Here is a 21,775-nt window from a genome sequence, read left to right as displayed (position 1 = left end):
TTTTAATTGGTACAAAAAAGACGATCGCCCTGATTCATTGTTGCATTCTCAACCTGTTAAACACCTGTTCGGCGGTGATATTCAGGGGAATCATTTCGGATACAGGAAGGACATCGCTACCTTCGCAGAATTGCGGTTGTTGGTTGGGCAAAAACGCTAAAATCGATCGATCGTCTGGATCAACTAGCCACCCCAACTGACAATTATGTTGCAGACAGTGAATAATTTTTCTAGTTACGCGATTTGAGCTTTGCTGTGGCGAGAGAATTTCGATCACCCAATACGGTGCAATTCGCACATCATCTACTGGTTCGCCGCTGTCATCAAATTGAATCTGTTCCCATAATAGTACCGCAATATCTGGAACAATCGATTGACCGCCAAAGGTACACCGCAACTCTGGAAAAGCATAAGCTATCTTGAGTTCCTCTACCACTTCATTAATGACACGCAGGAATTGCCCCTGGAAACGAGAATGTTTAATTTTCGGCATAGGTTTTTGGAGAATTTCCCCCTCAATGTATTCGCTAGCCGGTTTAGTTTCTGGCAGTTTCAGAAATTGTTCAAGAGTAAGGCGCTTAGTTGCGATCGTCATAAATAAATTCCTCAATTCTACCTATCTTCAGTGTAATTCAAAAATTATTTATTTTGCATAACAATGGTGTTACCTCGCCTAATTTTTCGGAACAATCTGCTGCTTAAACTCAAACAAATTAGGATTTTCCGGGTCATAAAAAGCCCGCAACCAATGCACGTTGGGAGAACCAAAAGTTTCAACTCTAGTAAAATTTTTCATTCTCGGTAGTTGAGTCTCATCGGTAAAATGGGGTAAAGGTTTATCGATGCGGAAATAGTGAGTATCGCCGTGGACGAATACAACCTGCCCTGGGAAATTGCCTGTTTCTGTTTCCAGAGTTGCGATAAAATCGTTGTAACCGCTTCTTCTTTTGTCCGTCGGATCGAATTCAAATCCCGGATTTGCCTGTGCAACTAACACAATTCCTTTGCTGTTGCTGCGTTTGGCTAAAGCAAAACATTCTTTGATCCAGGCTAAGTTAGCCCAATTGCGATCGGCATATTCTGCATCTGCTTCGGGAGTACGGCCAAAATTGTTGTTGCTTCCCGGCATATTAATCGCCAAAAACACAACTCCATGATAAATCCAGCGAACATTTTCGCGGAATTTAGCAAACTGCGGGTTTTCGCTTTGACGGGTGAGAGTTAAGGTGCGCTTTCCCAAACTTTGATTACCCTGGTTGAAAATTTCCCGCAGTTTAGCGAGTCTTTCTACGGGATCGTAACTGCCGTTTTTTGATCGGTGGCAATCCGTCCATTCATTATCGCCATAGGCAAGAATAAACGGAATCTCAAAATTGTCAAATAACTGCTTGCGGCTGACAAAAGTTGCATCATCGCAGACACTAGAACCGTTTTTAATGTCGCCGTCGTGGACTACAAACGCTGCGGGCGATCGATTGATATCTGCAATCAAATTCGGAAATTGTGCTTCCTGTTCGGCACTGTAGGGCAAATCGCCAATCAAGGCAAATTCAAAAGGTCTATTGCTGGAAGTTTGAGCGTAAGTTAAAACACCAAAACTCGTAATTAATACAAAAACAATAAAGGCAATAATTAGATAGTTTTTTTTCATCTATTTAGCCGTAACTAAATTAGTTATGATACCATGTAAGCCGACAAATCACTCTTGAAAATTATGGATTTTCGTCGGTTGCTCTCGCTAATGGCTATGCTTTCGATCGCAGGCTGCAATATTCAAACGCCACAAACCAACACACAGCCTACAGAAAGTCGTAGCTTGCGGGGCGGGACGCCATCGCCAATTGCAGCCCCTGTTCCCGCCCAACCAAAGTCTGAGATCAAAGAAGCAAAACTAATTGCTGTCGGCGACATCATGATGCACAGTACCCAAACGCGATCGGGCTACGACGCAAAAAATAAAACATACAATTTTGACACTTTCTTCGCACCCGTTAAAAGTATCTTATCAACAGGCGATTGGGTTATCGGAAATCTCGAAACACCTTTAGCGGGGGAAGATGCGGGCGGATATACGGGATATCCGCTATTTAACGCACCGGCTCAATTAGCGGATGCGGCTAAAAAAGCCGGATTTAATATCTTGACAACCGCGAATAATCATGCTTTAGACCGTGGAGAAAAAGGGGTAATTAGGACGATCGCCAATCTGAGCGATCGCAAAATTGCTTCCACAGGAACAGCCACATCTACCGCCGAGGCTTCACGCACTTTAATCAGCACCAAAAACAACATTTCACTAGCCAAGCTAGCTTACACCTACGGCACAAACGGCATTCCCATACCCAAAGGCAAAGATTACTTAGTTTCCCTAATCGACGAAAAAAAGATAGTCAAAGACATTGCCAAAGCCCGCAAACAAGGAGCAGATATTATCGCAATTTCCCTGCATTTTGGCGACGAATATCAGCGACAGCCAAACCCCCAACAAAAACAATTAGTTGAAAACCTATTAAAAGCTGGTGCAGACATCATTCTCGGCAGCCATCCCCACGTCGTTCAACCTTACAAAATTTTTAAATTTCCCGGAAAAAATGGCAAAACCCGCAAAGCTGTAGCAATTTATTCAATGGGAAACTTCATTTCCGGTCAGAATAGAAAATATACAGACTTAGGGGTAATTTTGCAAGTAAATATTCGCAAAAAATTTCCCGAAAAAACCACAGAAATTACAGAGGTAAAAACACATCCTACTTGGGTGCACCGCTACAGCTTGAACAACAAATTCAACTACCGCGTTTTGCCCCTAGCAAAAACTGTCACCGGTAAAAAAGATCCACTCTTAGCAACTTCGCAATATCCAATTTTATCAAAATATTTGCAGGATATGAACAATCATCTTAACTCTTTAAATAAACCTCAAAATAACAAGAAATCCCTCCCTTAAGCAGGGGGGACGGGATAGCACTCTATCTAGGTTTTAGGTTTTAGTTGGATGCTTAGTCTCTTCCACCTATCAGCTACCACTTGTTTTTGAGAAGTGTCGCCTACACGTAAGTGAATAAACCTAGAGCGCTCTGAGTTAAAAACCTGTCCTGCAAAACAGCAATTAGTTCGTAATTTGAATTTTCTTCGCGGTAAATAGCAGTGCCAGAAATTCCCTGAATTGGAGAGCCATCTAAGAGGTAGTCAGACGCACTTCCTTGCAGTTGAATTGTGTCTGCAAAGGGCAGATAATCAGTAATTAATGCGTAGTCAGCATCGCCGCCAACATTGTAGAAAGCCTGACCGGGCGCACCGAGAACGAAGGTATCCAATCCTGTCCCGCCAATCAGCGTATCTGCATCAATTTCCGCCCCGTAACCGTAAGCAATTATTCGGTCATTTCCGCTACCGCCATCTAAATAGTCGCTGCCATCGCGGCCTACGCCACTATCAGTTAGGATGTCGTTTCCATCGCCGCCGTAAAGAGAATCATTTTCCGTGCCACCGATGAGAAAATCATCTCCAAACTCGCCGTCTAATTTATCGTTTCCGCTACCTCCAATTAGGATGTCATCCGCATACCCGCCCCGCAGTTCGTCATTACCGCTACCCCCATTTAATTGGTCGTATCCATAGCCACCGTCGAGGAAGTCATCGCCATTTTCACCAAATAGTTGGTCGTTGCCAAAACCGCCATAGAGTGTATCGTCATCTTCGCCACCGTACAGAAAGTCGTTTCCGCCCAAGCCTACTAGAGAATCATCCCCTGCTAAGCCATATATGACATCATATTCTGAGGTGCCTTTCAAGCTGTCTGCTGCTTCAGTTCCAGTGATAAGCATTGTTGTAGTTCCTTAAATTGCTAGTCGCCAGCGTAAATCGTGCGAGGGAAATTTCCCTCGAAGTGGGATTGAAAAATCTCAGAGCGCGATCGCTCTCCCTTAATCAGTTATATCTACTTTAACTATTTTGAAAATTTTCGACCAGTCGCTTGTTTGAGTGACACTCATTTTAGGGAACTCAACTGCTGAATGAGCCAATAAATCGCCCCTTCAACATCAGCAGCCTGCTCAACATCCGCAATCGGCGGCCGCTGCACCATCACCACCGGAATTCCCAGTTCCCTAGCCGCCACAATTTTCGCATAAGTAGCACCGCCGCCGCTGTTTTTACTAACAATTGTATCAATCCGATATTCTAATAATAATTGACGCTCGTCTTCCAAAGAAAAAGGCCCCCTTGCTAATAACAATTTACCGTTAGGTATAGGAGTATTTAGTGCAGGAGGATCGATCGCCCCCATCAAAAACCAAATAGTCACTGATCTAGGGTGCGTCAGGGAAAACGATATTACCCGAAATCGCGGTAGGGCAGTGCCGTTTCCCTACAAATTGGGCGATCGTTACATCCGATCCGGTTGATTTTACCCCTTACCCGAAATTAGGACACCGCACTGCCGTTTTCCTACCATTAACCGGGGAATCGTTATATCCGATCGCGCGATCGCCCTGGACTCCGCAAGATTCTGATGGAATTCTTCTGTATAATTCTCACAGTGAGGACAAACTATTCTTGACGCTAAAATACGAGCGTCGAAAGTAAATTTGTCTCTCAAGTTAAGTACAAATTTCCACCTTGACTCCCGGCACGTCGGGAGCATCTCAATGAAAGTAGGCAAGCTAGAAATTGAGATTCTCCCTACATACCTTCGGGTTCTGATGCGATCGGGCGATCGACAAAATTGCTGTAGGGAAACCGCACTACCGTTTCCTGACTGCCGTTTCCTTACCCCCAGTTTTTTTTAAGTCGCATAAATTTTCAGTAAATACCGATCTACACACTTCCCAAACCCAAAGTTAAAATATAGCCAATAAAAAAAATAGCTCTTCCTAGCTGTTTTTTTGGCAAGCTAAATATCAGGGAGTTCATCTACGTGTCAATAAATAAAACGTTTAAAGGCAGAGCCACTACACCTGCTGCAGGTTTTACAATGATTGAGCTATTGATAATTCTTTTAATCATAGGAATATTTTGTGCGATCGTCGCCCCCTCTTGGCTAATGTTTATCAACAACCACCGTTTAAAGCTATCGCTCGATAGAGCTTATTGGGCAATGGAACTTGCCCACAGCAACGCCAAACGATCCAAAATGTCATGGCAAGCCAGCTTCAAACAAGTAGGAGAAAAGGTACAAATAGCCGTTCACCCAGCCGACATTCCCCCAGCCCAAATACCAGACAGTCAATGGAAAAACCTAGAACCGCAAATTCATATAGATCCAGATGAAACAACAGTGCTCCAAGTAAATGAAAGCAACGAGCAAAAAACAAACGGCACAATCCGGCGCGTCATGTTCAACCACAGAGGTTGCCCCGTATCTCGAAGCGACCACGATTGCACGCTAACGAGTATAAGAGCCAAAGGAACCCTAACGCTATATCATCCCAACTTAAGAAACAGCCAACGCTGCATCATCATCTCCACTCTTTTAGGACATAAACGCACCTCCAAACGACAATCAAAACCCAACGAAAACAAAAGATATTGTTACTGAGTCACTGATGTAGGGTGCGTCAGGGAAAACGATATTACCCGAAATCTGGACATGGCAGTGCCGTTTTCCTACAAATTGGGCGATGCTTACATCCGATCACCCGATGAATTATGTTGGGGGTAGGGAAACGGCATTGCCGTCTCCTCCATCGCCTTGTTGTCGATAGCTATATTCGATGTCAATTTCTGACGCCACATCTCAGATATAATCAACTACTTCTTACTCGGCGCAATCTTCTCAATAGAAATCAGCGCCTCCATCACCGACTCCACAATCGGCGCCGCCACCGTACCCCCCGAAGAACCCTGATTAGGCTCATCAATCACCGCCAGCACCACATACCGAGGAGCCTCCACAGGCATTATCCCCACAAAGCTAGTAATAATCGCGTTCTTAGAATAACCCCCACCAGCATTAGCTTTTTGAGCCGTGCCTGTTTTTCCAGCAATCCGATACCCAGGAATTTGTGCAGCTTTCCCCGTACCACCATCAACCACAGTTTCCATCATTTCTAACACTTGCTTAGTAGTTTCTGGCGAAAAAACCTGCTTTGGAACCGCCCTCGGAAGCTTCCAATAAGCTTCACCTTCCCTATCAAAAAGTCCCCGCACAACGTGAGGAGTCACTAACTTGCCACCATTAGCCAAAGCGCCGTTAAGCTGCACCAACTGCATCGGAGTAATCGAAAAACCTTGCCCAAAGGCCGTAGTAGCAACTTCCACCGGAGAGTTAATAAATTGCTCTCGATTTTTAAGTTGACTGCTTACTTCAAAAGGCAAATCAGTTCCCGCAGTTTGTCCGAGTCCGAGTTTTTCTAAAGCTTGATAGTAAAGAGAAGGTTTCATGGTTCTCATGATGTGCACCATCCCCACATTACTAGAATGTTTCAAAATCTCAGTAACAGTCGAAGGCCCGCGCGCGCCTGCTCTTTGGTAATCGGAATTTTGGATAGTCCAAGGATTCATATAAATCCGACCTTCATCGTTAAACACAGTATTAGGTTTCACCGCACCCGCTTCCAGAGCGATCGCCACATTAATCGCTTTAAAAGTCGAACCAGGCTCATAAACATCAGTGACAGCCCAATTTTTATAGCGCGACAAATCGAAATTAAAATATTGATTCGGGTCATAAGAAGGTTCCGCCACAACTGACAGCAATTCCCCGTTACGGGCATCCATCACAATCACTGTGCCCCGCTTCGCATCGTGTTGCTTCATTTTTTCCTTGAGGGCACTTCGGGCAGCCCGCTGCAAGCGACTGTCGATCGTCAATTGCAATTTCAAGTCATCAAGCTGCACAAATCCCGCCGTCAGTCGATCGGGAACCCAATTCCCATTGCTCGACCTGCTAAACTGAATCGACGGCATCGATCGTTCCAACAAATTCTGCTGGCTGTATTCCACCCCGGCTTGTCCCTTCCGTTCCCCGTCCACATAACCGAGGATATCCGCCGCCAACTCCTGCTGGGGGTAAAAACGCTGCTGCTGCCGCAGCAACTCCAAGCCATCGACCAGACTCTCTTTAATTTGCATCCCAGCGACGCGATCGGCAACCTCTTGAGGTAGAGACTCCGCAATTGTAATACCGCTTTCAGCAAGATTAAACCTGCGTATCAGTTCAGTTTCCGACGTAGTGCCCGGAGTCAGTTCGATCGCCAGCATCGGAGCCAATTTAGCAGCAATTTCCTCCTTCGAGTGGTTAAACAACTTCGGGTGAGCGTAGAGCGTGTACACCTGTCTGTCGATCGCCAAAACATTTCCTGCGCGGTCAATTATCGGGCGTCTCGGTACAAAGGGCTTCGTTTTGAGAGTTTGCTGCTGCTCGGCCTGTTTACGCAGCGCCGGAGCTCGCGTCACCTGCAAATAAAACAAATTCACAGCCAGCCCCAGCCCCCCCAGCATCAACACCGCCCACACCGCCCACAAACGGAACTTGCTGCGCTTTAAACGCTCCACCGGTCGCCCCCAAGATGCAGCCGTCTGTTGTGGCGATCGGCCGAAACTGCCGGAAGATCTAGGTTTGGCTGGTTTTTCCCACCCAGTACGCGTGGCGAAGCTATCCCGTAGGGAATCGCCCGCCTGTTTTTTGCGTTTAAAATTCGGCGATCTGTAGCGGTCAAAACGGGGGTCGTAGCTCATGGCATTAAAAATTCAATAGCAAGTTAGAGCGTTTTAGAATTTAGAATTTAGAATTTATAACTTAAATCTTAAAAGATAAAATTTACGACTTAGGAATGAGCATTCCCTATCAGGGTTTGGATCACCTACACTTGCATTCTATTTTTTGAAGTGGTCTTAATTATTTTTAATCTGTAACTTACGGCGGGAAGCAGAAAATCGATCGCGACTTGCAAAAAAGTCAAAAAGGAAATTAGATCCTCCAATTCTCAAGCCCTCGGACACTCAGGCCCTCGGGCGCTCTCCGCTTTGACACAGGTTTAATAGCCCAGCGGTGTTTCCACACCGGCTCGACTCTTGAGAGCGGGCTCAGAATTTGGTGCCGCAAGGGGCGATCGAGTTTCAGGGGCTGGCTGCAAGAAAATCGTGTCCCCAGGATTCTGTGGAACCAAACCCGTTTCGGAATTTTGGGCTTCTTTAGCAAGTTGGTGTTTCAAGACTTCGCTAGAAGCACTCAATTGCTGTTCCCGGAGGCGCAGAGTTTCCAGTTTTTGATACTCCTGACTCCAGCGCTGCTCGCCGTAAACTGTCAAGCCGTAGAGACTCAGAGCACCGCCCAAAAGCATAAGCGCTACCACTGAGGAGGCGCGCTGTGCCTGCAGGAGCGATCGTAACCACACTGGCTGCTGCTGGCGATTGGGCAAGACTTTCAGCACTGATGCGGACGATCGAGTCTGAGCCTGTTCATCTGCTGGCGAGTAGTTGGGCAATACCGGCCCTGTCTTCGCCCGCCTAGCTTTGGCAATAGAAGTAACTTTGCTTTTGGCAGCGCCAGCAGCGGGCTTGCGGGTCGATCGGGAGCGGGGAGAATCGGGGGATCTGATAGCAGCGGTCATAGAGTTCACCAATACGTAAAGTGGGGTAGCTTCAGCTTGATTGAGGTTAAAAGTTTTTGGTCTCCGAGATCGCCAGTGGTGGCTATCTGCGTTCGATCGGTTATCCTTACCAAGGATACCTCACAAGCCAACCAACCCATCCTACCACTGGTCTCTTTGACTTCAGGATTTGCCAAAAAAAAGAAATCTTTGCTGGTTAGCGATAATCTATGTGAAATTTATTAATAAATGCAGTATTGTAATCAACGAGCGAATCGTTGAGCTATTCGTGCCAGCATTGTTTCTCAAGTACACTATTCCCTTCCTTGCGATGGGTTTTCAATGTTAAGGAGTTTTTATGAACAAGGGATTAATTCGTTTGACTTTGGTAGTGGGCTTGGCCGCAGCCCTCGGCGCCTGCGGAGGTGAGACCACCAGCCCCACCAGCCCTTCTCCGGGCGGACCTGGCACTACTACTACTACTCCTCCTGCTGCTTCTTCTCCATCTCCAAAGGCCACTCCCACTACTAGCCCTGCCCCTACTCCTAAAAAGCCCTAACAAGGGCTCTGTCCGAGTCGGTACCCAACGAGCCTAGCCTCGGGGTGAAAAATGGTTCGCTCCTCGCATTTTTTCATCTCATCGGTCTAGGTCTCAAGTTGGGTGGTAGTGATTGTCTGATGCTTTTACTACTAAAGTTCAGTACGTCCCGTTACCGCAGCAAAGTCCGCTGATTCGCTGCGTTACAAAAACATTCCCTTTCAACTAGAAAATTTGACCAATAATTTCTTGATGGTACCCGCCACGTGATTTATCCGTGGAATCAATCCCAAATCCAAAATCCTTGCATCCTCAAGCCCCCGGATTTATCCGTGGTGTCAAACTCAAATCTCAAATCTCAAATCTCAAATCGAATGACTCCCGGCCTGCAGGTCTTGAAACTCAAACCTGTGACAGGATGTTTGAGGACATTGCCACTGCTGCCTCAACTGAATATCCACCGGAGGCAAGCGAGATTCGACGCAAATTTTGCACTCTATCCAGTCTCCCTTGCCTTCCCCGCAACTGTTCCCACAGACGAGAGGAAAGCAAGCAGAGACTTGGATTCTCGTCGAAAACTGGCTCGATGACAGCATCGGCATTGCTACTCGATTTGTTGACTACGAGTTTCGCGTCTGTGCGGTCCAGCACATCGAGCCGTCTGTTTTGAGCAAGTTTAGTGATTCAATTGGCGCCGCACCAGTTCGGTATTAACCCTGCCTCGGCAAAACTCGCTCCAGTTGCGCCTCAGTGCTGCTTTAAACCTATTGCACCGTCGCTGGTAGGATGGTGCTAGTTTGGTAGGCAATTCCTTAAGGATGGCAGATATTGCTTGCTGCTGTCGCCATGCTCAGTGCTTTAGCTTTGATTCCTCAATACCGAGTTAAGCATCCTTGGCTGTTTGAGCGTATTGCCCAAATTCACGGACTTTGTGGGGAAACCCAGCCTCCAGAATCTGAAAGTCGCTCGATCAGGCTATCCTCCCTACCTGAAAATTCCAGGTAAACTATTAACTGCTGTCCCACACTTACAGGATTGACCCTCCTGCCGCGGCAAATCAACAATAGTTTGAAAATTTTTCGTATCACATATTAAATAATAAGTCAAGGATATTTCAGAAAAATATAAATTTTTCAATTTGTTTTAATATTTCTATACTTAGATGTTAGCAGCAAAACCCCAGCTCTGCCGCCGGCAAGGCAACAGCCTGCCGTGTGTGCAAGGGCGCGCGCTGGAGCTGCAGCAGTCAAGATCATGCTAATCAGTGGTAGGATCAGCGATCAAAAATGTATCCAAATGTAAAGTGCAGCGCCGCTCTAGGTTTTGAAAGCCATTTAGTTAAAAGATTGAGGTAAGTAGTTTTATGCCCGCGACCGTCCCCTTTGAACAGATTGACCGAATTGTTTGGAATCAGCACCACGATCCATTTGAAGTGCTAGGCCCTCACGCGATCGAAGAAAATGGCAAAAAAGTCTGGGTCGTCCGAGCTTATCTGCCGAATGCGGATGCGGTATCCGTAGTTTTGCCGGAGGCCAGGGCCGAATACCCGATGAAATCAGAACATCACCCTCACTTTTTTGAATGTACGATCGACACCCCAGAACTAGCAAACTATCAATTGCGGGTCAAAGAAGGGGAACATGAGCGCTTCATCTACGATCCCTACGCCTTTCGATCACCCAAACTCACAGAATTCGACCAGCACCTATTCTCAGAAGGCAATCACCACCGCATTTATGAAAAACTCGGGGCGCACCTCACCGAAGTAGGCGGCATCACAGGAGTATATTTTGCCGTTTGGGCTCCGAATGCCCGCAACGTCTCTGTTTTAGGAGATTTTAACTATTGGGACGGCCGCAAACATCAAATGCGGAAGTCGCAAAACGGCATCTGGGAATTATTTATTCCGGGACTATCCGTGGGAACTTCCTACAAATACGAAGTGAAAAACCAAGACGGACATCCCTACGAAAAGTCCGATCCTTACGGTTTCCAGCAAGAAGTGCGGCCTAAAACAGCATCAATTGTCACCGACTTAGACACCTACACTTGGCACGACAGCGCTTGGATCGAAAAGCGGCGGCACACAGACCCACTGACGCAGCCGATTTCGGTTTACGAATGCCACATCGGTTCTTGGCTGCACGCGGCTACTGACGAACCCGCCGTGCTACCAAATGGGGAAATACAACCCGCCGTGCAGGTTTCGGAACTCAATCCTGGGGCGCGCTTTCTGACTTACCGGGAATTAGCCGATCGGCTGATACCCTACGTCAAAGATTTGGGATTCACTCACATCGAAATGCTGCCCATCGCCGAACATCCTTTCGACGGTTCTTGGGGCTATCAAGTCACCGGTTATTTTGCCCCAACCTCCCGCTACGGCACACCTGAAGATTTCATGTATTTTGTTGACCAGTGTCACGCCAACGGTATTGGCGTACTGGTGGACTGGGTACCAGGACATTTTCCCAAAGACGGCCACGGCTTGGCTTTCTTTGACGGAACTCACTTGTACGAACACGCCGACTCCCGCAAGGGCGAACACAAAGAGTGGGGAACCCTAGTATTTAACTACGGCCGCAACGAAGTGCGGAATTTCCTAGTATCAAACGCTCTGTTCTGGTTTGACAAGTACCACATCGACGGGATTCGCGTAGATGCCGTAGCCTCGATGCTTTATTTGGATTACTGTCGCGAACCTGGAGAATGGCTGACCAACCAGTACGGGGGCAGGGAAAATATCGAGGCGGCAGATTTTCTGCGTCAGGCGAATCACGTCATTTTTAGCTATTTCCCAGGTGCGTTGTCGATCGCCGAAGAATCTACCTCTTGGCCGATGGTATCTTGGCCGACCTATGTAGGGGGTTTGGGTTTCAACCTGAAGTGGAACATGGGTTGGATGCACGATATGCTCGACTATTACCACATGGACCCGTGGTTCCGCCAGTTCCACCAGAACAACATAACTTTCAGTATGTGGTACAACCACAGCGAGAATTTCATGCTGGCTTTGTCCCACGATGAGGTAGTCCACGGCAAAGCCCACATCATCGGGAAAATGCCAGGGGACGAATGGCAAAAGTTTGCAAACGTGCGGTGTTTGTTTACTTTTATGTTTGCTCATCCCGGAAAGAAAACGATCTTTATGGGGATGGAGTTCGGCCAGTGGCAAGAGTGGAACGTTTGGGGGGATTTGGAGTGGCGTTTGCTGCAATTCGAGCCGCACCAAAAGTTGAAGCTGTTTTTTAAAGATTTGAACAATTTGTACCGCAGCGAAACGGCACTTTACAGTCAAGATTTTGCTGAGGATGGGTTTGAGTGGATTGATTGCAGTGACAACCGACACAGTGTCGTGGCATTTGTGCGCCGAGAGAAGGATGGCGACGAGTTTGTGGTGACGGTGTGCAATTTTACGCCGCAGCCGCACTCTCACTATCGCGTAGGAGTGCCGGAACCAGGTTTCTATACGGAGTTGTTTAACAGCGACGCGCGGGAATACGGCGGTAGCAATATGGGGAATTTGGGGGGCAAGTGGACTGAGGAGTGGTGGTTCCACAACAGTGCTTATTCGATCGACTTGTGTTTGCCACCTTTGGGGGTCTTGATCTTAAAGCTCGATCGGGCAAAAACAACAGCAAAATCTCAACAGTTTTAAGTTGTGAGTCATGAGAGTTTTGAGTTAGGAAGAATCAAAACTTTATTAAACCTAAAACTTTGAAGCTATTCCGAAACCCGGTTTCTCCAAGAAACCGGTTTTTTTTTGTTTTGTTGTTGTGGCGAAAGAAGGAAGTTCTGCAACGGATTGGCTTTCTTCGGATGTAACGGATGTAATACTAATTCCCAATTACTGATTACCAGTTACCCATTACCAATTACCAGAAAGAATTGGTTTAAAGCCCCAAGCCTGATCGGGAGAAATTAAAAGAAGACTACTCATTACTCCAATCCTCGGACTTCCAGGTAGAGGTCGCCCCGCGTGCGGTCAACTGTCAACTGTCAACTGTCAACTGTCAACTGTCAACTGTCAACTGAACCATTACCAATTTTTAATTTCGAGTATCGGAAGCGCCAAGATTATAAGAAACTTTTGACTGCTCAACTGTTACTACTTCCGAAAGAGATTGTTCTGCAGCTACCTCTAACTTTGGCAGTGGTAGATGCTTCATTTCCCAAACTTTTAGCAAAATTAGATATTCATAAAAAGCTTGCAGCGTGCACCAAGCCAATCCCGCTTGGCCGTCAAGAAATCCGCCCAGTAAAATATACATATAGAAAAAGCGCACCACAGGCCGCAAAGGCAAGCGCAAAGAAAAATCTTTCAAAGCGCGGCGCCTTTCCACCTCCGACGCGCCAAACAATAAACCCCACCAATTTACTTGACCTGCTTCTAATTGGCGGAGAGTTTCAGCCGCCTCGTCAGTCGAGTAGCGGTTGTGCTTTTCAATCCAGCGGGAAAGACCTTTGCTGCAAGTATAGTGAGGGTAAGTTTCCTTCAAAAAGTGAGTAGGACCGTTGCAGACTTCGCGTTCAGTGTGACCGTAGTCAGTAAACCACACTCGGTCTTTGCGAAAGAGGCGCATTTGATAGCGCGGATATTGAGTGCTGCGGCGAATCCAGCGTTCCATAAATATTACTTTTTCAGCTACGTAATAGCCGATATATTCTTGACTTTCGATCGCCTTTAAGCATTCAGCAAACAGTGCAGGCGTCATCCGCTCGTCAGCTTCGAGGATGTAAACCCATTCGTACTTGCACGGGACTTCTTGGAGCATCCAAGTCCGCTGGCGTCCGTGAGTTTCAAAGGGGTGCTGCACTGTTTGCACGGCATAGTTCTGAACAATCTCAAGGGTGCGATCGGTGCTGAAAGAATCAACTACAATGATATCGTCACAAAGCAGTGCCGATTCAATGCAAGCGGCGATATCAATCTCTTCGTTGTAAGTCAGAATATAAATTGAGAACATTCCCAGCTTTCAGTAAGGGCAAACTATTTGGTAAACAAACTATTTCTCAGGGATGTCTCGACCAGCGCGATCCCTGCCAGCGCTGGTCAATTTTTGCGGCGGCCGAACCGCAGAATTCCCATACTTCTCAATCCCGTCCAACCGACAGTAATGTAGCCGATCGCTAACAGCAAACTGGTGATTCCCGTCTGCAAACTCGAATTTCTCGATCGAGTTCTTAACTCTTTCTCTTTTTGTTGCTTGCGGGTGCGAATCTCGTTGCGAGCTTGAGTGGGAAGTGATTGAGCTTGCTGTTCCAGGAACTTGTCGAGGGCTTTCGGGTCATTTTTCGACTCCTCAAGCACAGCTTTCAATTCCTTGGGAACCTCTGGACTCTTGAGTGCTTGTTGCAGCTTCCCGTCGTCTTGCAGCAGCGCCCCTATCTGGCTGCGACGCTGGCTTTTGAGCTGTTCTACCTGAGCTTTAAATTGAGGGCTTTTAAGTTGTGCCTCAAGTTGACCTTCCGCTTGTCCCGCTTCTTGATCGACTTGAGTCAGAGCATCCTTGAGTTCCAAACGAGTATTGTTGAGGTGAACGGGAACCAGAGATAGGTAAACTAGACCTAACAAGCTGGAAATCAACAGGGCCCAGAATCGCAAGTCCAGCCAAACATTGCGTCGCTCAATAGAGACTCCACTGCTGCTGTCCACCCAAAAGCCAGTCATCAGGAGGGCGATACCGATCAAAGGAATAATGCCCTTGTCAACTATCTGAGTTGCTGCAGTCAACTGCCAGCCTCGATTGAGAAGGTCTGAAGTTTCTCCCGGCAGCGACAGAACAATGCAGTCAAGCAAAGCAGAGAGAATCAAGATAATCCCCACTACTTTGAGAGTTCGAGCAGCTACTGAAGAAAATTGACGGCTATTACTTGCTTTCATAATTCGTGTTAGATAATTCTACACCCTTAGATTCAAAGGGGTAGTTGAGTGGATTTTGTTGAACGAGTTTAGCTATTTTCCACCAAAATAGCTGCTTCGAGTACCGAACTCGACTTTCCTCTGGGTTTTCACAGGCTGCGGTTACGACCCAAAAGGTCGAGTTTTTGCACAGCTATATAGAGTTGGACACAGAAGGCTGTGCGCTTCTGGGTTGGCTGTAAAGCTTGGTCAAGATTGCGCCCAGACACGGCAGCAAGCAACTGCTGGCTTCTTCTATAGTCTGACGAATCCAGCGTAAAGATGAGTTCTGCACGCTTGGGTTCGGTGCTTTTAACTAGCTTTCGCTCGCGCGGCGGTGTCAGAAATAATAGACACAGGAGGAGCGCGTTTCGTTGGGTTTCACCCCCTAGGGCTCTCACACCCCGATCGCCTGCCCGATGCGGGGGAACTAAATCCCTTGTCTTATAGTAATTGATATAAGAGAGGGCGGGAATAAATAATTGTTTACCAACCTTTTTAACATCCAATTACCAACAGCACGATACGGCAGTCACAAATACACGAATAGCGGTTTTTTACTTGGAAATTCTGTTTGCCATATCAGCTTCGTCGCCGGTAATTTTTACTTCTATATTCTTGCTTAATAGTCACAGATTACTAATGCCTATTTAGTCATTTACAGCTATTAATTATTGCCAGGTTGAAGGATTTATTGTTCAATATTAAAAGTGCAAGAATTCAGATTTTTTGGTAGGATAATTTTGCTCGCTGTTCAAATTTGGTGGTAATGACTGCAATGATTTCTAATGTTTACACGTTGAAAGAACTTGAAAGATCGCTCGCATCCGATCCGGACAAGTGGCGTCCGCTCGTGTTTACTAACGGGTGCTTCGATATCCTGCACTGCGGTCACGTCCGCTATTTGCAGGCAGCAAAAAATTTGGGGCGATCGCTCGTGGTGGGCTTGAATAGCGACGCCAGCGTGCAAGCTATCAAACCCCAGCAGCCGGGATTGCCACCCCGCCCGATCGTACCGGAAAATCAGCGAGCCGAAGTGTTGGCCGCCCTCAAACCAGTAGACGCCGTAATAATTTTTGCCGAGATTACAGCAATTAAACTGATAAATATCCTGAAGCCTGATATATACGTTAAAGGAGGCGACTATCAAGTCGAAACTCTGCCAGAAGCACCGGCTGTTATCGCCGGAGGTGGCAAGATTTCCTTAATCGAAATAGAAGTTCCGAGTTCTACGAGTGCGATCGTCAAACGCATTTTACAATTAGGTACTTAACCCTCGATCGAAAACAGCAAACAGTGAGCTAAACTCAGAAGTTGCCCCATCATCAAAAAACACGCTTGGTGCGCGCGTGCGAAGCTATCCCGTAGGGAATCGCTCGTACAACTTCATTCCAATTGCTAAGCAGGAGATAATTTTAATGGAACTCACAAGCAATAACACGATCGCGGAAATCCTACAAAGACACAAAGCAGAGTTACTAGCAGACTGGCTCAAAGAACTGCAAAATACCGGGCTGCGGCGGGACGACTTGATGAGAGCCAAAGAATTGCGCTCCGAGTGTCAAGAGTTCCTGCAATTGCTCCACATTGCAGTGGGGCACGGTAACTTTAGCGACATCCAGACACCCGAATGGGAAAATATGCGGGTGTTGCTAGCAGAAGTTTCGCGATCGCGCGTTCAGAGAGGCTTTACTCCCTCAGAGATAGCGAGTTTCATTTTATGCTTCAAAAAGCCATTGTTCGATCGGCTTTGTCATGAACTGACACAAAACCGCGACGCACTTGTCGAACAACTTTGGCTTTCCACCAGTTTATTAGACCAGCTAGGCCTTTGGGTGACAGAAATTTTTCTCAAAGCTCGCGAAGAAGTCATCGAACGCCAGCAGCAAGAAATGCTCGAATTGTCAACACCCGTCGTCAAACTTTGGCAAGGCATTCTCGCTTTACCCATGATCGGGACTCTCGACAGTGCCCGCACTCAAATAGTCATGGAAACTCTGTTGCAGGAAATCATGGAAACCGGCTCAGAATTTGCAATTTTAGACATTACAGGCGTGCCGACTGTTGACACTTTAGTTGCTCAACATTTATTAAAAACTGTCGCCGCCGCCCGTTTAATGGGTACTGAGTGCATCATCAGTGGCATTCGTCCGCAAATAGCTCAAACCATAGTTCATTTGGGAGTTGACTTGCAGGATATTCTCACAAAAGCTACTTTAGCAGATGCTTTTAAGGTCGCGTTGCAGCGCCAAGGTTTAACTATAAAAAATCTTAAAGAGGAAAGATAAATATATTGCAGTCTGACAGGTAAACCCAAGTAAAACTTAACGAATAGGTAAATTTGTGGAACGAATACCGATTCTTCAAATGGGAGAATTTTTGCTAGTAACAATTCAGGTAGATATGCACGATCGCTTAGCAATGACGCTGCAAGATGACCTGACGAACCGCATCGTCAAAACAGGTGTCAAAGGTGTGTTAATAGAAATTTCTTCCCTCGAAATTGTTGATTCTTTTATCGGTCGCATTATCAACAATATCGCTAGTATGTCACGAATTTTAGATGCGGAGACAGTTGTAGTCGGGATGCAGCCAGCGGTTGCTATTACCCTCGTTGAGTTGGGCCTTTCCCTGACAGGAGTTCGCACAGCTTTAAGCGTTGAAAAGGGCATGATTTTGTTGCGAAAATCCTTGGGTTTGTCTCTTGACGGGCAAGCGTAAGCAGTCGATTAATTGTCCCCTGACTGAGGCACAGGCAATCACGAAACCTAGTTTGTTTGTACATACCTTGTTGACAAACTGAAGATTTCTTAGGAGAGGGCTTACGCACTCAAGGGGGTTAAATCAAGGGTTTGAGATTCCTGCACTATCTTCTCTTTTGAGAGAAAATCGTAGTAAGTGCGTAAGTCTTATTAGGAGAAACTAAGTGGATGAGTCTAAGTCCTATATTTTGGGGAGAAGTTCTATTTTGGTACAGTAGCCGCCATGTCAAAACGTGAGACACTAGAAATCCGATCGTCATCCGATATAGTCCACGTCCGACAGCAAGTGCGAACTTGGGCTGTAGCAATGGGATTCGGTTTACTAGACCAAACGAAAATCGTTACCGCAGCCAGCGAACTCGCCCGCAATACTGTAGAGTACGGCAAAGGGGGAACTGTAACTCTCGAAACACTCCAATTAGGCACCCGCAAAGGGCTACGGCTGATATTTGAAGACAAGGGCCCGGGAATTCCCGACATCGAATTGGCTATGACTGACGGTTATACTTCTAATCAGGGTTTGGGTTTGGGACTCAGTGGTTCTAAACGGTTGATGCACGAATTTGAAATTGTTTCCAAAGTGGGTAAGGGGACTAAAATTGCGATCGTCCGCTGGCGGTGAGTAAGTAATACGATTTGAGAGTTGAGATTTTAGATTACAGCATTGGGAATGAGTGAAAGCATCCAGGATACAAACCCCCGGATGAATCCGTGGGTTCAATGCTTCCATTCTTTAATCTAAAATCTAAAATCTAAAATCTAAAATCGATTGACTGAGGACGATCGGGGCTTGGAGCTTGCGTATAGTTGTATTATTTTTTAAAATTGGTATAAATAGCAACCAGCAAAGCCAAGAAGTGATTCTGGGAATGCCACACCATACCCGGAGAGGGTTGGCGTATGGAGGATTTCATTATGAGAACTGATAAAAAATGATAGATGCCGTAGCCCTGCCCGTAACAGAAGAAAGTCAAGTGGGAGAAGCGCGCCGAATCGCAGTCGCCCTGGCGGCTGAAGTCGGATTTAACGAGACCGATCGCGGTAAAGTAGCAATTATTACCACCGAAGCAGCAAAAAACGTGGTCAAGCACGCCCGCGAAGGAGAAATTTTGCTGCGAACATTAAAAACAACGGCAGGATATAGCATTGAAATAGTAGCGCTCGATAGGGGGCAGGGAATGGCAAATGTCGCGCTGTGTCTACGGGACGGTTTTTCTACAGCGGGAAGCCCTGGAACGGGACTGGGGGCAATTCAACGCCTCTCTACTTTTTTTGATATTCATTCTGTACCAAAACTGGGGTCAGCCTTATTAGCGCGGCTGGAACCGACCAAAAATAGCCGGGAAGCATCCCAAAACAGCAATTACTTGGAATTTGGGGTTATCCACTTACCGAAAGCAGGAGAGCAAATTTGCGGGGATTCGTGGGCGGCAGAAAATCACTGTGAGAAAAACCTGATTTTAGTTGCAGACGGGCTCGGCTACGGGGATTTGGCCCAGGAAGCGTCTCAGGAAGCAGTGCGGGTATTTGAGGAAAACGCCAAACTTGGGCCGAAAGCAATTTTAGAAAAGGCGCACGCTGCTTTAAAAAATACCAGAGGAGCGGCGGCGGCGATCGCCCAAATCGATCTTACTCAACAAACAATTTGTTTTGCCGGAATTGGCAACATCAGCGGTGTAGTTGTCACAGATAACCAAAGCCGCAGCATGGTTTCCTACAACGGCACAGTTGGACATATGATGCGAAAAGTAGCAGAATTTGTCTATCCTTGGTCGCAGCAGTCCCTACTCATCATGCACTCCGACGGTTTGGCGGCGCAGTGGAATTTAAACCGCTACCCGGGTTTAGCCTCCAGGCATCCTGCTTTAATCGCAGCCGTGCTCTACCGGGACTTCAAACGCACTCGCGATGACATGACAGTTATAGTAGCCAAGGTGAGAGAAGCAGCGTGAGTTACCCAATCCTGACGACGGAAGTCCGTTTTGAACAAGACATCGTACAAGTACGCCAAAGAGCTCGCCAAATTGCTAAAGGGCTGGGATTCGATTCCCAAGTACAAACCCGCATCGCCACAGCAGTTTCCGAAATTGCCCGCAATGCTTTCAAATATGCAGGCGGTGGCAAAGTAGAATTCATTGTGGAAGGGGAATCGCCCCAAATTTTTCGGACTCGGATTTCCGACACGGGGCCGGGAATTGCTGATTTAGCGGCTGTGTTAAGCCCCAATTTTCGATCGCAAACCGGCGCGGGACTTGGTTTAGCAGCAGCGAAACGCTTGATGGACGAAGTGCAAATCGACTCGGCGCCCGATCGCGGAACGGCTGTACAATTAATTAAACAGTTTTCCAAAAATATGCCGGCGCTGAGTGCGATCGAACTCAATCAATTAGTTGACAAACTAGCGCGCCAAATTCCCGAAGATCCCTACGCTGAAATTCAGCAGCAAAATCAAGAATTACTACGCACTTTAGACGAACTCCGCCAGCGTCAAGAAGAACTCGTACAATTAAATCAACAACTAGAAGATACCAATCGCGGAGTCCTGGCACTTTACGCTGAATTGAACGACAAAGCCGAATCTCTCCGCCGCGCCAGCGAACTCAAAACCAGCTTTCTCTCCAATATGAGCCATGAGTTTCGCACTCCGCTAACGGCAATTCTGAGCCTTTCCGAAATCTTGTTACATCGCCTAGACGGAGAACTTTCCGCCGAACAGGAAAAGCAAGTAAATTACATTCATAAATCTGCCGAGTCTCTCGCAGAACTTGTCAACGACTCGTTAGATTTAGCCAAAGTGGAAGCCGGAAAACTAACTGTTCGCGTGGCTGATTTTGAAGTCGAAGATTTGTTCAGCGCCCTGCGAGGAATGATGCGCCCCCTGCTTCCCCAAAACTCTGCCGTGTCTATAATTTTTGAAGATCCTCTCGAACTTCCAATCCTCACAACCGACGAGGGCAAAGTTTCTCAGATTTTGCGAAATCTGATTTCTAATGCCCTCAAATTTACCGAAGCAGGTGAAGTTCGAGTTGCTGCGGAAATAGGAGAGGAGGGAACAATTACTTTTTCAGTAGCAGATACGGGCATTGGCATTCCCCCAGCCGACCAAAGGCAGATTTTTGAAGAATTTGTCCAACTCGAAAACCCCTTGCAGAAGCGCGTCAAAGGCACGGGATTGGGATTGTCTCTGTGCAAAAAACTGGCGGAATTTCTGGGGGGAAGCATTGAAATCACAAGTTCACCCGGAGTGGGTTCGACTTTTTTTGTTACACTGCCGATTCTGTATCCTGGAGAGGAAGAAAACCCTTTGGAAATGTCCCCTGCTAAGGGAGAGGAAATATCGCCCAAAAGCGCAAATTCTCGTAGCTTGCGCGGTTCCGGGTCATCGCCAGCGTCGGATTCAGCAGCCAAAGTTTTGAGTGGGGAGGATGAAGATAGTTTTTCGGTATTTGCTGAACAACTTGCCACCACTTCATTGTACTGCGATATAGGTCGCCAACGGCGCTGATGGTGGGTGCGACTGCTCTTTGAGCAACCGCAAGCAATTTTTATCGACATTATGATACCGCATCTGACCGAATTTGAGGTTTGGGAAGCGTTGAAGTGCGATCGAACTACTTGTCAAATACCTGCTATCGTGATGAATTCAAAACATTTTGGGTTACATCACTTTTTTGCTGTACGGGATGCTAGGAGTGCAAGATAAAAAATATATTCCGATGCGAAGGGAAACGATATCAGGAATTGTAGCTGTTGAGGACTGAAGTCCGATGCTGGAAACCTAATTATATTTTTTACCAGAATTTTATATGGTTCGTAAGAGAGTTAATTTATAGCAGGCAATATTTATTTAATTTGCAACAGAATTTAACCTTTGTGCTGTAAAATGTAGCAGTTCTCAGTTGCCGACTATATAGTAGGGACTTACCGAGGGCCTGTTTTCGTGTCGGCGATCGGCTAAAATCCCTGATAAATCTCGTTCTTAGCAAAGTCTCGATTAATAAAAATAATGCAACAGTAGACCCGTAATCCAAACCCATACAAA

Annotated in this window: 19 protein-coding genes and 1 pseudogene; 12 read left to right on the top strand and 8 right to left on the bottom strand. The window is 46.7% G+C overall.

Annotated features, from left to right (window positions below):
- Positions 1 to 34: 34 nt before the first annotated feature.
- Both QT979_RS00715 and QT979_RS00710 read right to left on the bottom strand, forming a co-directional pair.
- Positions 35 to 595: a Uma2 family endonuclease gene (locus QT979_RS00715; RefSeq protein ID WP_333307560.1), complete on the bottom strand. Its 561-nt coding sequence runs from the start codon at positions 593 to 595 to the stop codon at positions 35 to 37.
- A gap of 78 nt (positions 596 to 673) precedes the next feature.
- On the bottom strand, positions 674 to 1,651 hold the full coding sequence (locus tag QT979_RS00710) for a hypothetical protein (protein ID WP_333307557.1): 978 nt from the start codon (positions 1,649 to 1,651) through the stop codon (positions 674 to 676).
- Between the two features lie 63 nt (positions 1,652 to 1,714).
- On the opposite strand from QT979_RS00710, the gene QT979_RS00705 reads away from it, so the two are divergent.
- Positions 1,715 to 2,944 carry a CapA family protein gene (locus QT979_RS00705; RefSeq protein WP_333210449.1) on the top strand — a complete coding sequence of 410 codons (1,230 nt, stop codon included), beginning with the start codon at positions 1,715 to 1,717 and terminating at the stop codon, positions 2,942 to 2,944.
- 100 nt (positions 2,945 to 3,044) lie between these two features.
- On the opposite strand, the gene QT979_RS00700 is transcribed toward QT979_RS00705, so the two are convergent.
- Both QT979_RS00700 and QT979_RS00695 read right to left on the bottom strand, forming a co-directional pair.
- Positions 3,045 to 3,824 carry a calcium-binding protein gene (locus tag QT979_RS00700; RefSeq protein WP_333210450.1) on the bottom strand — a complete coding sequence of 260 codons (780 nt, stop codon included), beginning with the start codon at positions 3,822 to 3,824 and terminating at the stop codon, positions 3,045 to 3,047.
- A gap of 164 nt (positions 3,825 to 3,988) precedes the next feature.
- Positions 3,989 to 4,297, bottom strand: a pseudogene (locus QT979_RS00695) (precorrin-6A/cobalt-precorrin-6A reductase); the annotation flags it as partial.
- Between the two features lie 618 nt (positions 4,298 to 4,915).
- Here QT979_RS00695 and QT979_RS00690 point away from each other — a divergent pair.
- Positions 4,916 to 5,536: a prepilin-type N-terminal cleavage/methylation domain-containing protein gene (locus QT979_RS00690; protein ID WP_445304748.1), complete on the top strand. Its 621-nt coding sequence runs from the start codon at positions 4,916 to 4,918 to the stop codon at positions 5,534 to 5,536.
- Positions 5,537 to 5,748: 212 nt separating this feature from the next.
- Here the strand turns inward: QT979_RS00690 and QT979_RS00685 are convergent, their stop codons facing one another.
- Together QT979_RS00685 and QT979_RS00680 are read right to left on the bottom strand one after the other, a co-directional pair.
- Positions 5,749 to 7,677 carry a penicillin-binding protein 2 gene (locus QT979_RS00685; protein ID WP_333307545.1) on the bottom strand — a complete coding sequence of 643 codons (1,929 nt, stop codon included), beginning with the start codon at positions 7,675 to 7,677 and terminating at the stop codon, positions 5,749 to 5,751.
- 299 nt (positions 7,678 to 7,976) lie between these two features.
- Complete coding sequence (locus tag QT979_RS00680; protein ID WP_333210038.1) at positions 7,977 to 8,552, bottom strand: hypothetical protein; 576 nt, start codon at positions 8,550 to 8,552, stop codon at positions 7,977 to 7,979.
- A 337-nt stretch (positions 8,553 to 8,889) separates the two neighbouring features.
- Between QT979_RS00680 and QT979_RS00675 the strand changes: the two genes are divergently transcribed.
- The 4 genes from QT979_RS00675 (at position 8,890) to glgB (ending at position 12,727) form a co-directional block, all read left to right on the top strand.
- Complete coding sequence (locus tag QT979_RS00675; RefSeq protein ID WP_333210036.1) at positions 8,890 to 9,090, top strand: serine protease; 201 nt, start codon at positions 8,890 to 8,892, stop codon at positions 9,088 to 9,090.
- 468 nt (positions 9,091 to 9,558) lie between these two features.
- Complete coding sequence (locus QT979_RS00670; protein ID WP_333307544.1) at positions 9,559 to 9,783, top strand: hypothetical protein; 225 nt, start codon at positions 9,559 to 9,561, stop codon at positions 9,781 to 9,783.
- 132 nt (positions 9,784 to 9,915) lie between these two features.
- Entirely contained in the window at positions 9,916 to 10,074 is a 159-nt protein-coding gene (locus QT979_RS00665) for a hypothetical protein (RefSeq protein ID WP_333307541.1), read from the top strand.
- A gap of 358 nt (positions 10,075 to 10,432) precedes the next feature.
- The gene (gene glgB / locus QT979_RS00660) at positions 10,433 to 12,727 is read left to right on the top strand and encodes a 1,4-alpha-glucan branching enzyme (protein ID WP_333210030.1); all 2,295 of its coding nucleotides are present in this window, start codon (positions 10,433 to 10,435) and stop codon (positions 12,725 to 12,727) included.
- A gap of 391 nt (positions 12,728 to 13,118) precedes the next feature.
- On the opposite strand, the gene QT979_RS00655 is transcribed toward glgB, so the two are convergent.
- On the bottom strand, positions 13,119 to 14,036 hold the full coding sequence (locus QT979_RS00655; RefSeq protein WP_333210028.1) for a glycosyltransferase family 2 protein: 918 nt from the start codon (positions 14,034 to 14,036) through the stop codon (positions 13,119 to 13,121).
- Positions 14,037 to 14,122: 86 nt separating this feature from the next.
- Entirely contained in the window at positions 14,123 to 14,953 is an 831-nt protein-coding gene (gene hpsJ-B / locus QT979_RS00650) for a hormogonium polysaccharide biosynthesis protein HpsJ (protein ID WP_333210026.1), read from the bottom strand.
- A gap of 796 nt (positions 14,954 to 15,749) precedes the next feature.
- On the opposite strand from hpsJ-B, the gene QT979_RS00645 reads away from it, so the two are divergent.
- From QT979_RS00645 to QT979_RS00620, 6 genes are all read left to right on the top strand, one after another.
- A complete protein-coding gene (locus QT979_RS00645; RefSeq protein ID WP_445300131.1) occupies positions 15,750 to 16,244 on the top strand; it encodes an adenylyltransferase/cytidyltransferase family protein in 495 nt (164 codons plus the stop codon).
- A gap of 145 nt (positions 16,245 to 16,389) precedes the next feature.
- Positions 16,390 to 17,259, top strand: a complete 870-nt coding sequence (locus QT979_RS00640) for an STAS domain-containing protein (protein ID WP_333056896.1) — start codon at positions 16,390 to 16,392, stop codon at positions 17,257 to 17,259.
- Between the two features lie 55 nt (positions 17,260 to 17,314).
- Positions 17,315 to 17,692 (top strand): STAS domain-containing protein, encoded by a 378-nt coding sequence (locus QT979_RS00635; RefSeq protein WP_333210022.1) that lies wholly within the window; start codon positions 17,315 to 17,317, stop codon positions 17,690 to 17,692.
- Positions 17,693 to 17,956: 264 nt separating this feature from the next.
- Positions 17,957 to 18,355 carry an anti-sigma regulatory factor gene (locus QT979_RS00630; protein ID WP_333210020.1) on the top strand — a complete coding sequence of 133 codons (399 nt, stop codon included), beginning with the start codon at positions 17,957 to 17,959 and terminating at the stop codon, positions 18,353 to 18,355.
- A gap of 310 nt (positions 18,356 to 18,665) precedes the next feature.
- Positions 18,666 to 19,685: an ATP-binding SpoIIE family protein phosphatase gene (locus QT979_RS00625; RefSeq protein ID WP_333307536.1), complete on the top strand. Its 1,020-nt coding sequence runs from the start codon at positions 18,666 to 18,668 to the stop codon at positions 19,683 to 19,685.
- Positions 19,682 to 21,238, top strand: coding sequence for an ATP-binding protein (locus QT979_RS00620; RefSeq protein WP_333210016.1), 1,557 nt, complete (start codon positions 19,682 to 19,684; stop codon positions 21,236 to 21,238). Before QT979_RS00625 ends, QT979_RS00620 begins: the two co-directional genes overlap by 4 nt.
- Positions 21,239 to 21,775 lie beyond the last annotated feature (537 nt).

This window comes from Microcoleus sp. w2-18bC1 (genome assembly GCF_036700365.1).
Lineage (GTDB): Bacteria > Cyanobacteriota > Cyanobacteriia > Cyanobacteriales > Microcoleaceae > Microcoleus.
Note: the sequence above shows the minus strand (reverse complement) of the source record. Positions and strands in the feature narration are given on the sequence as shown.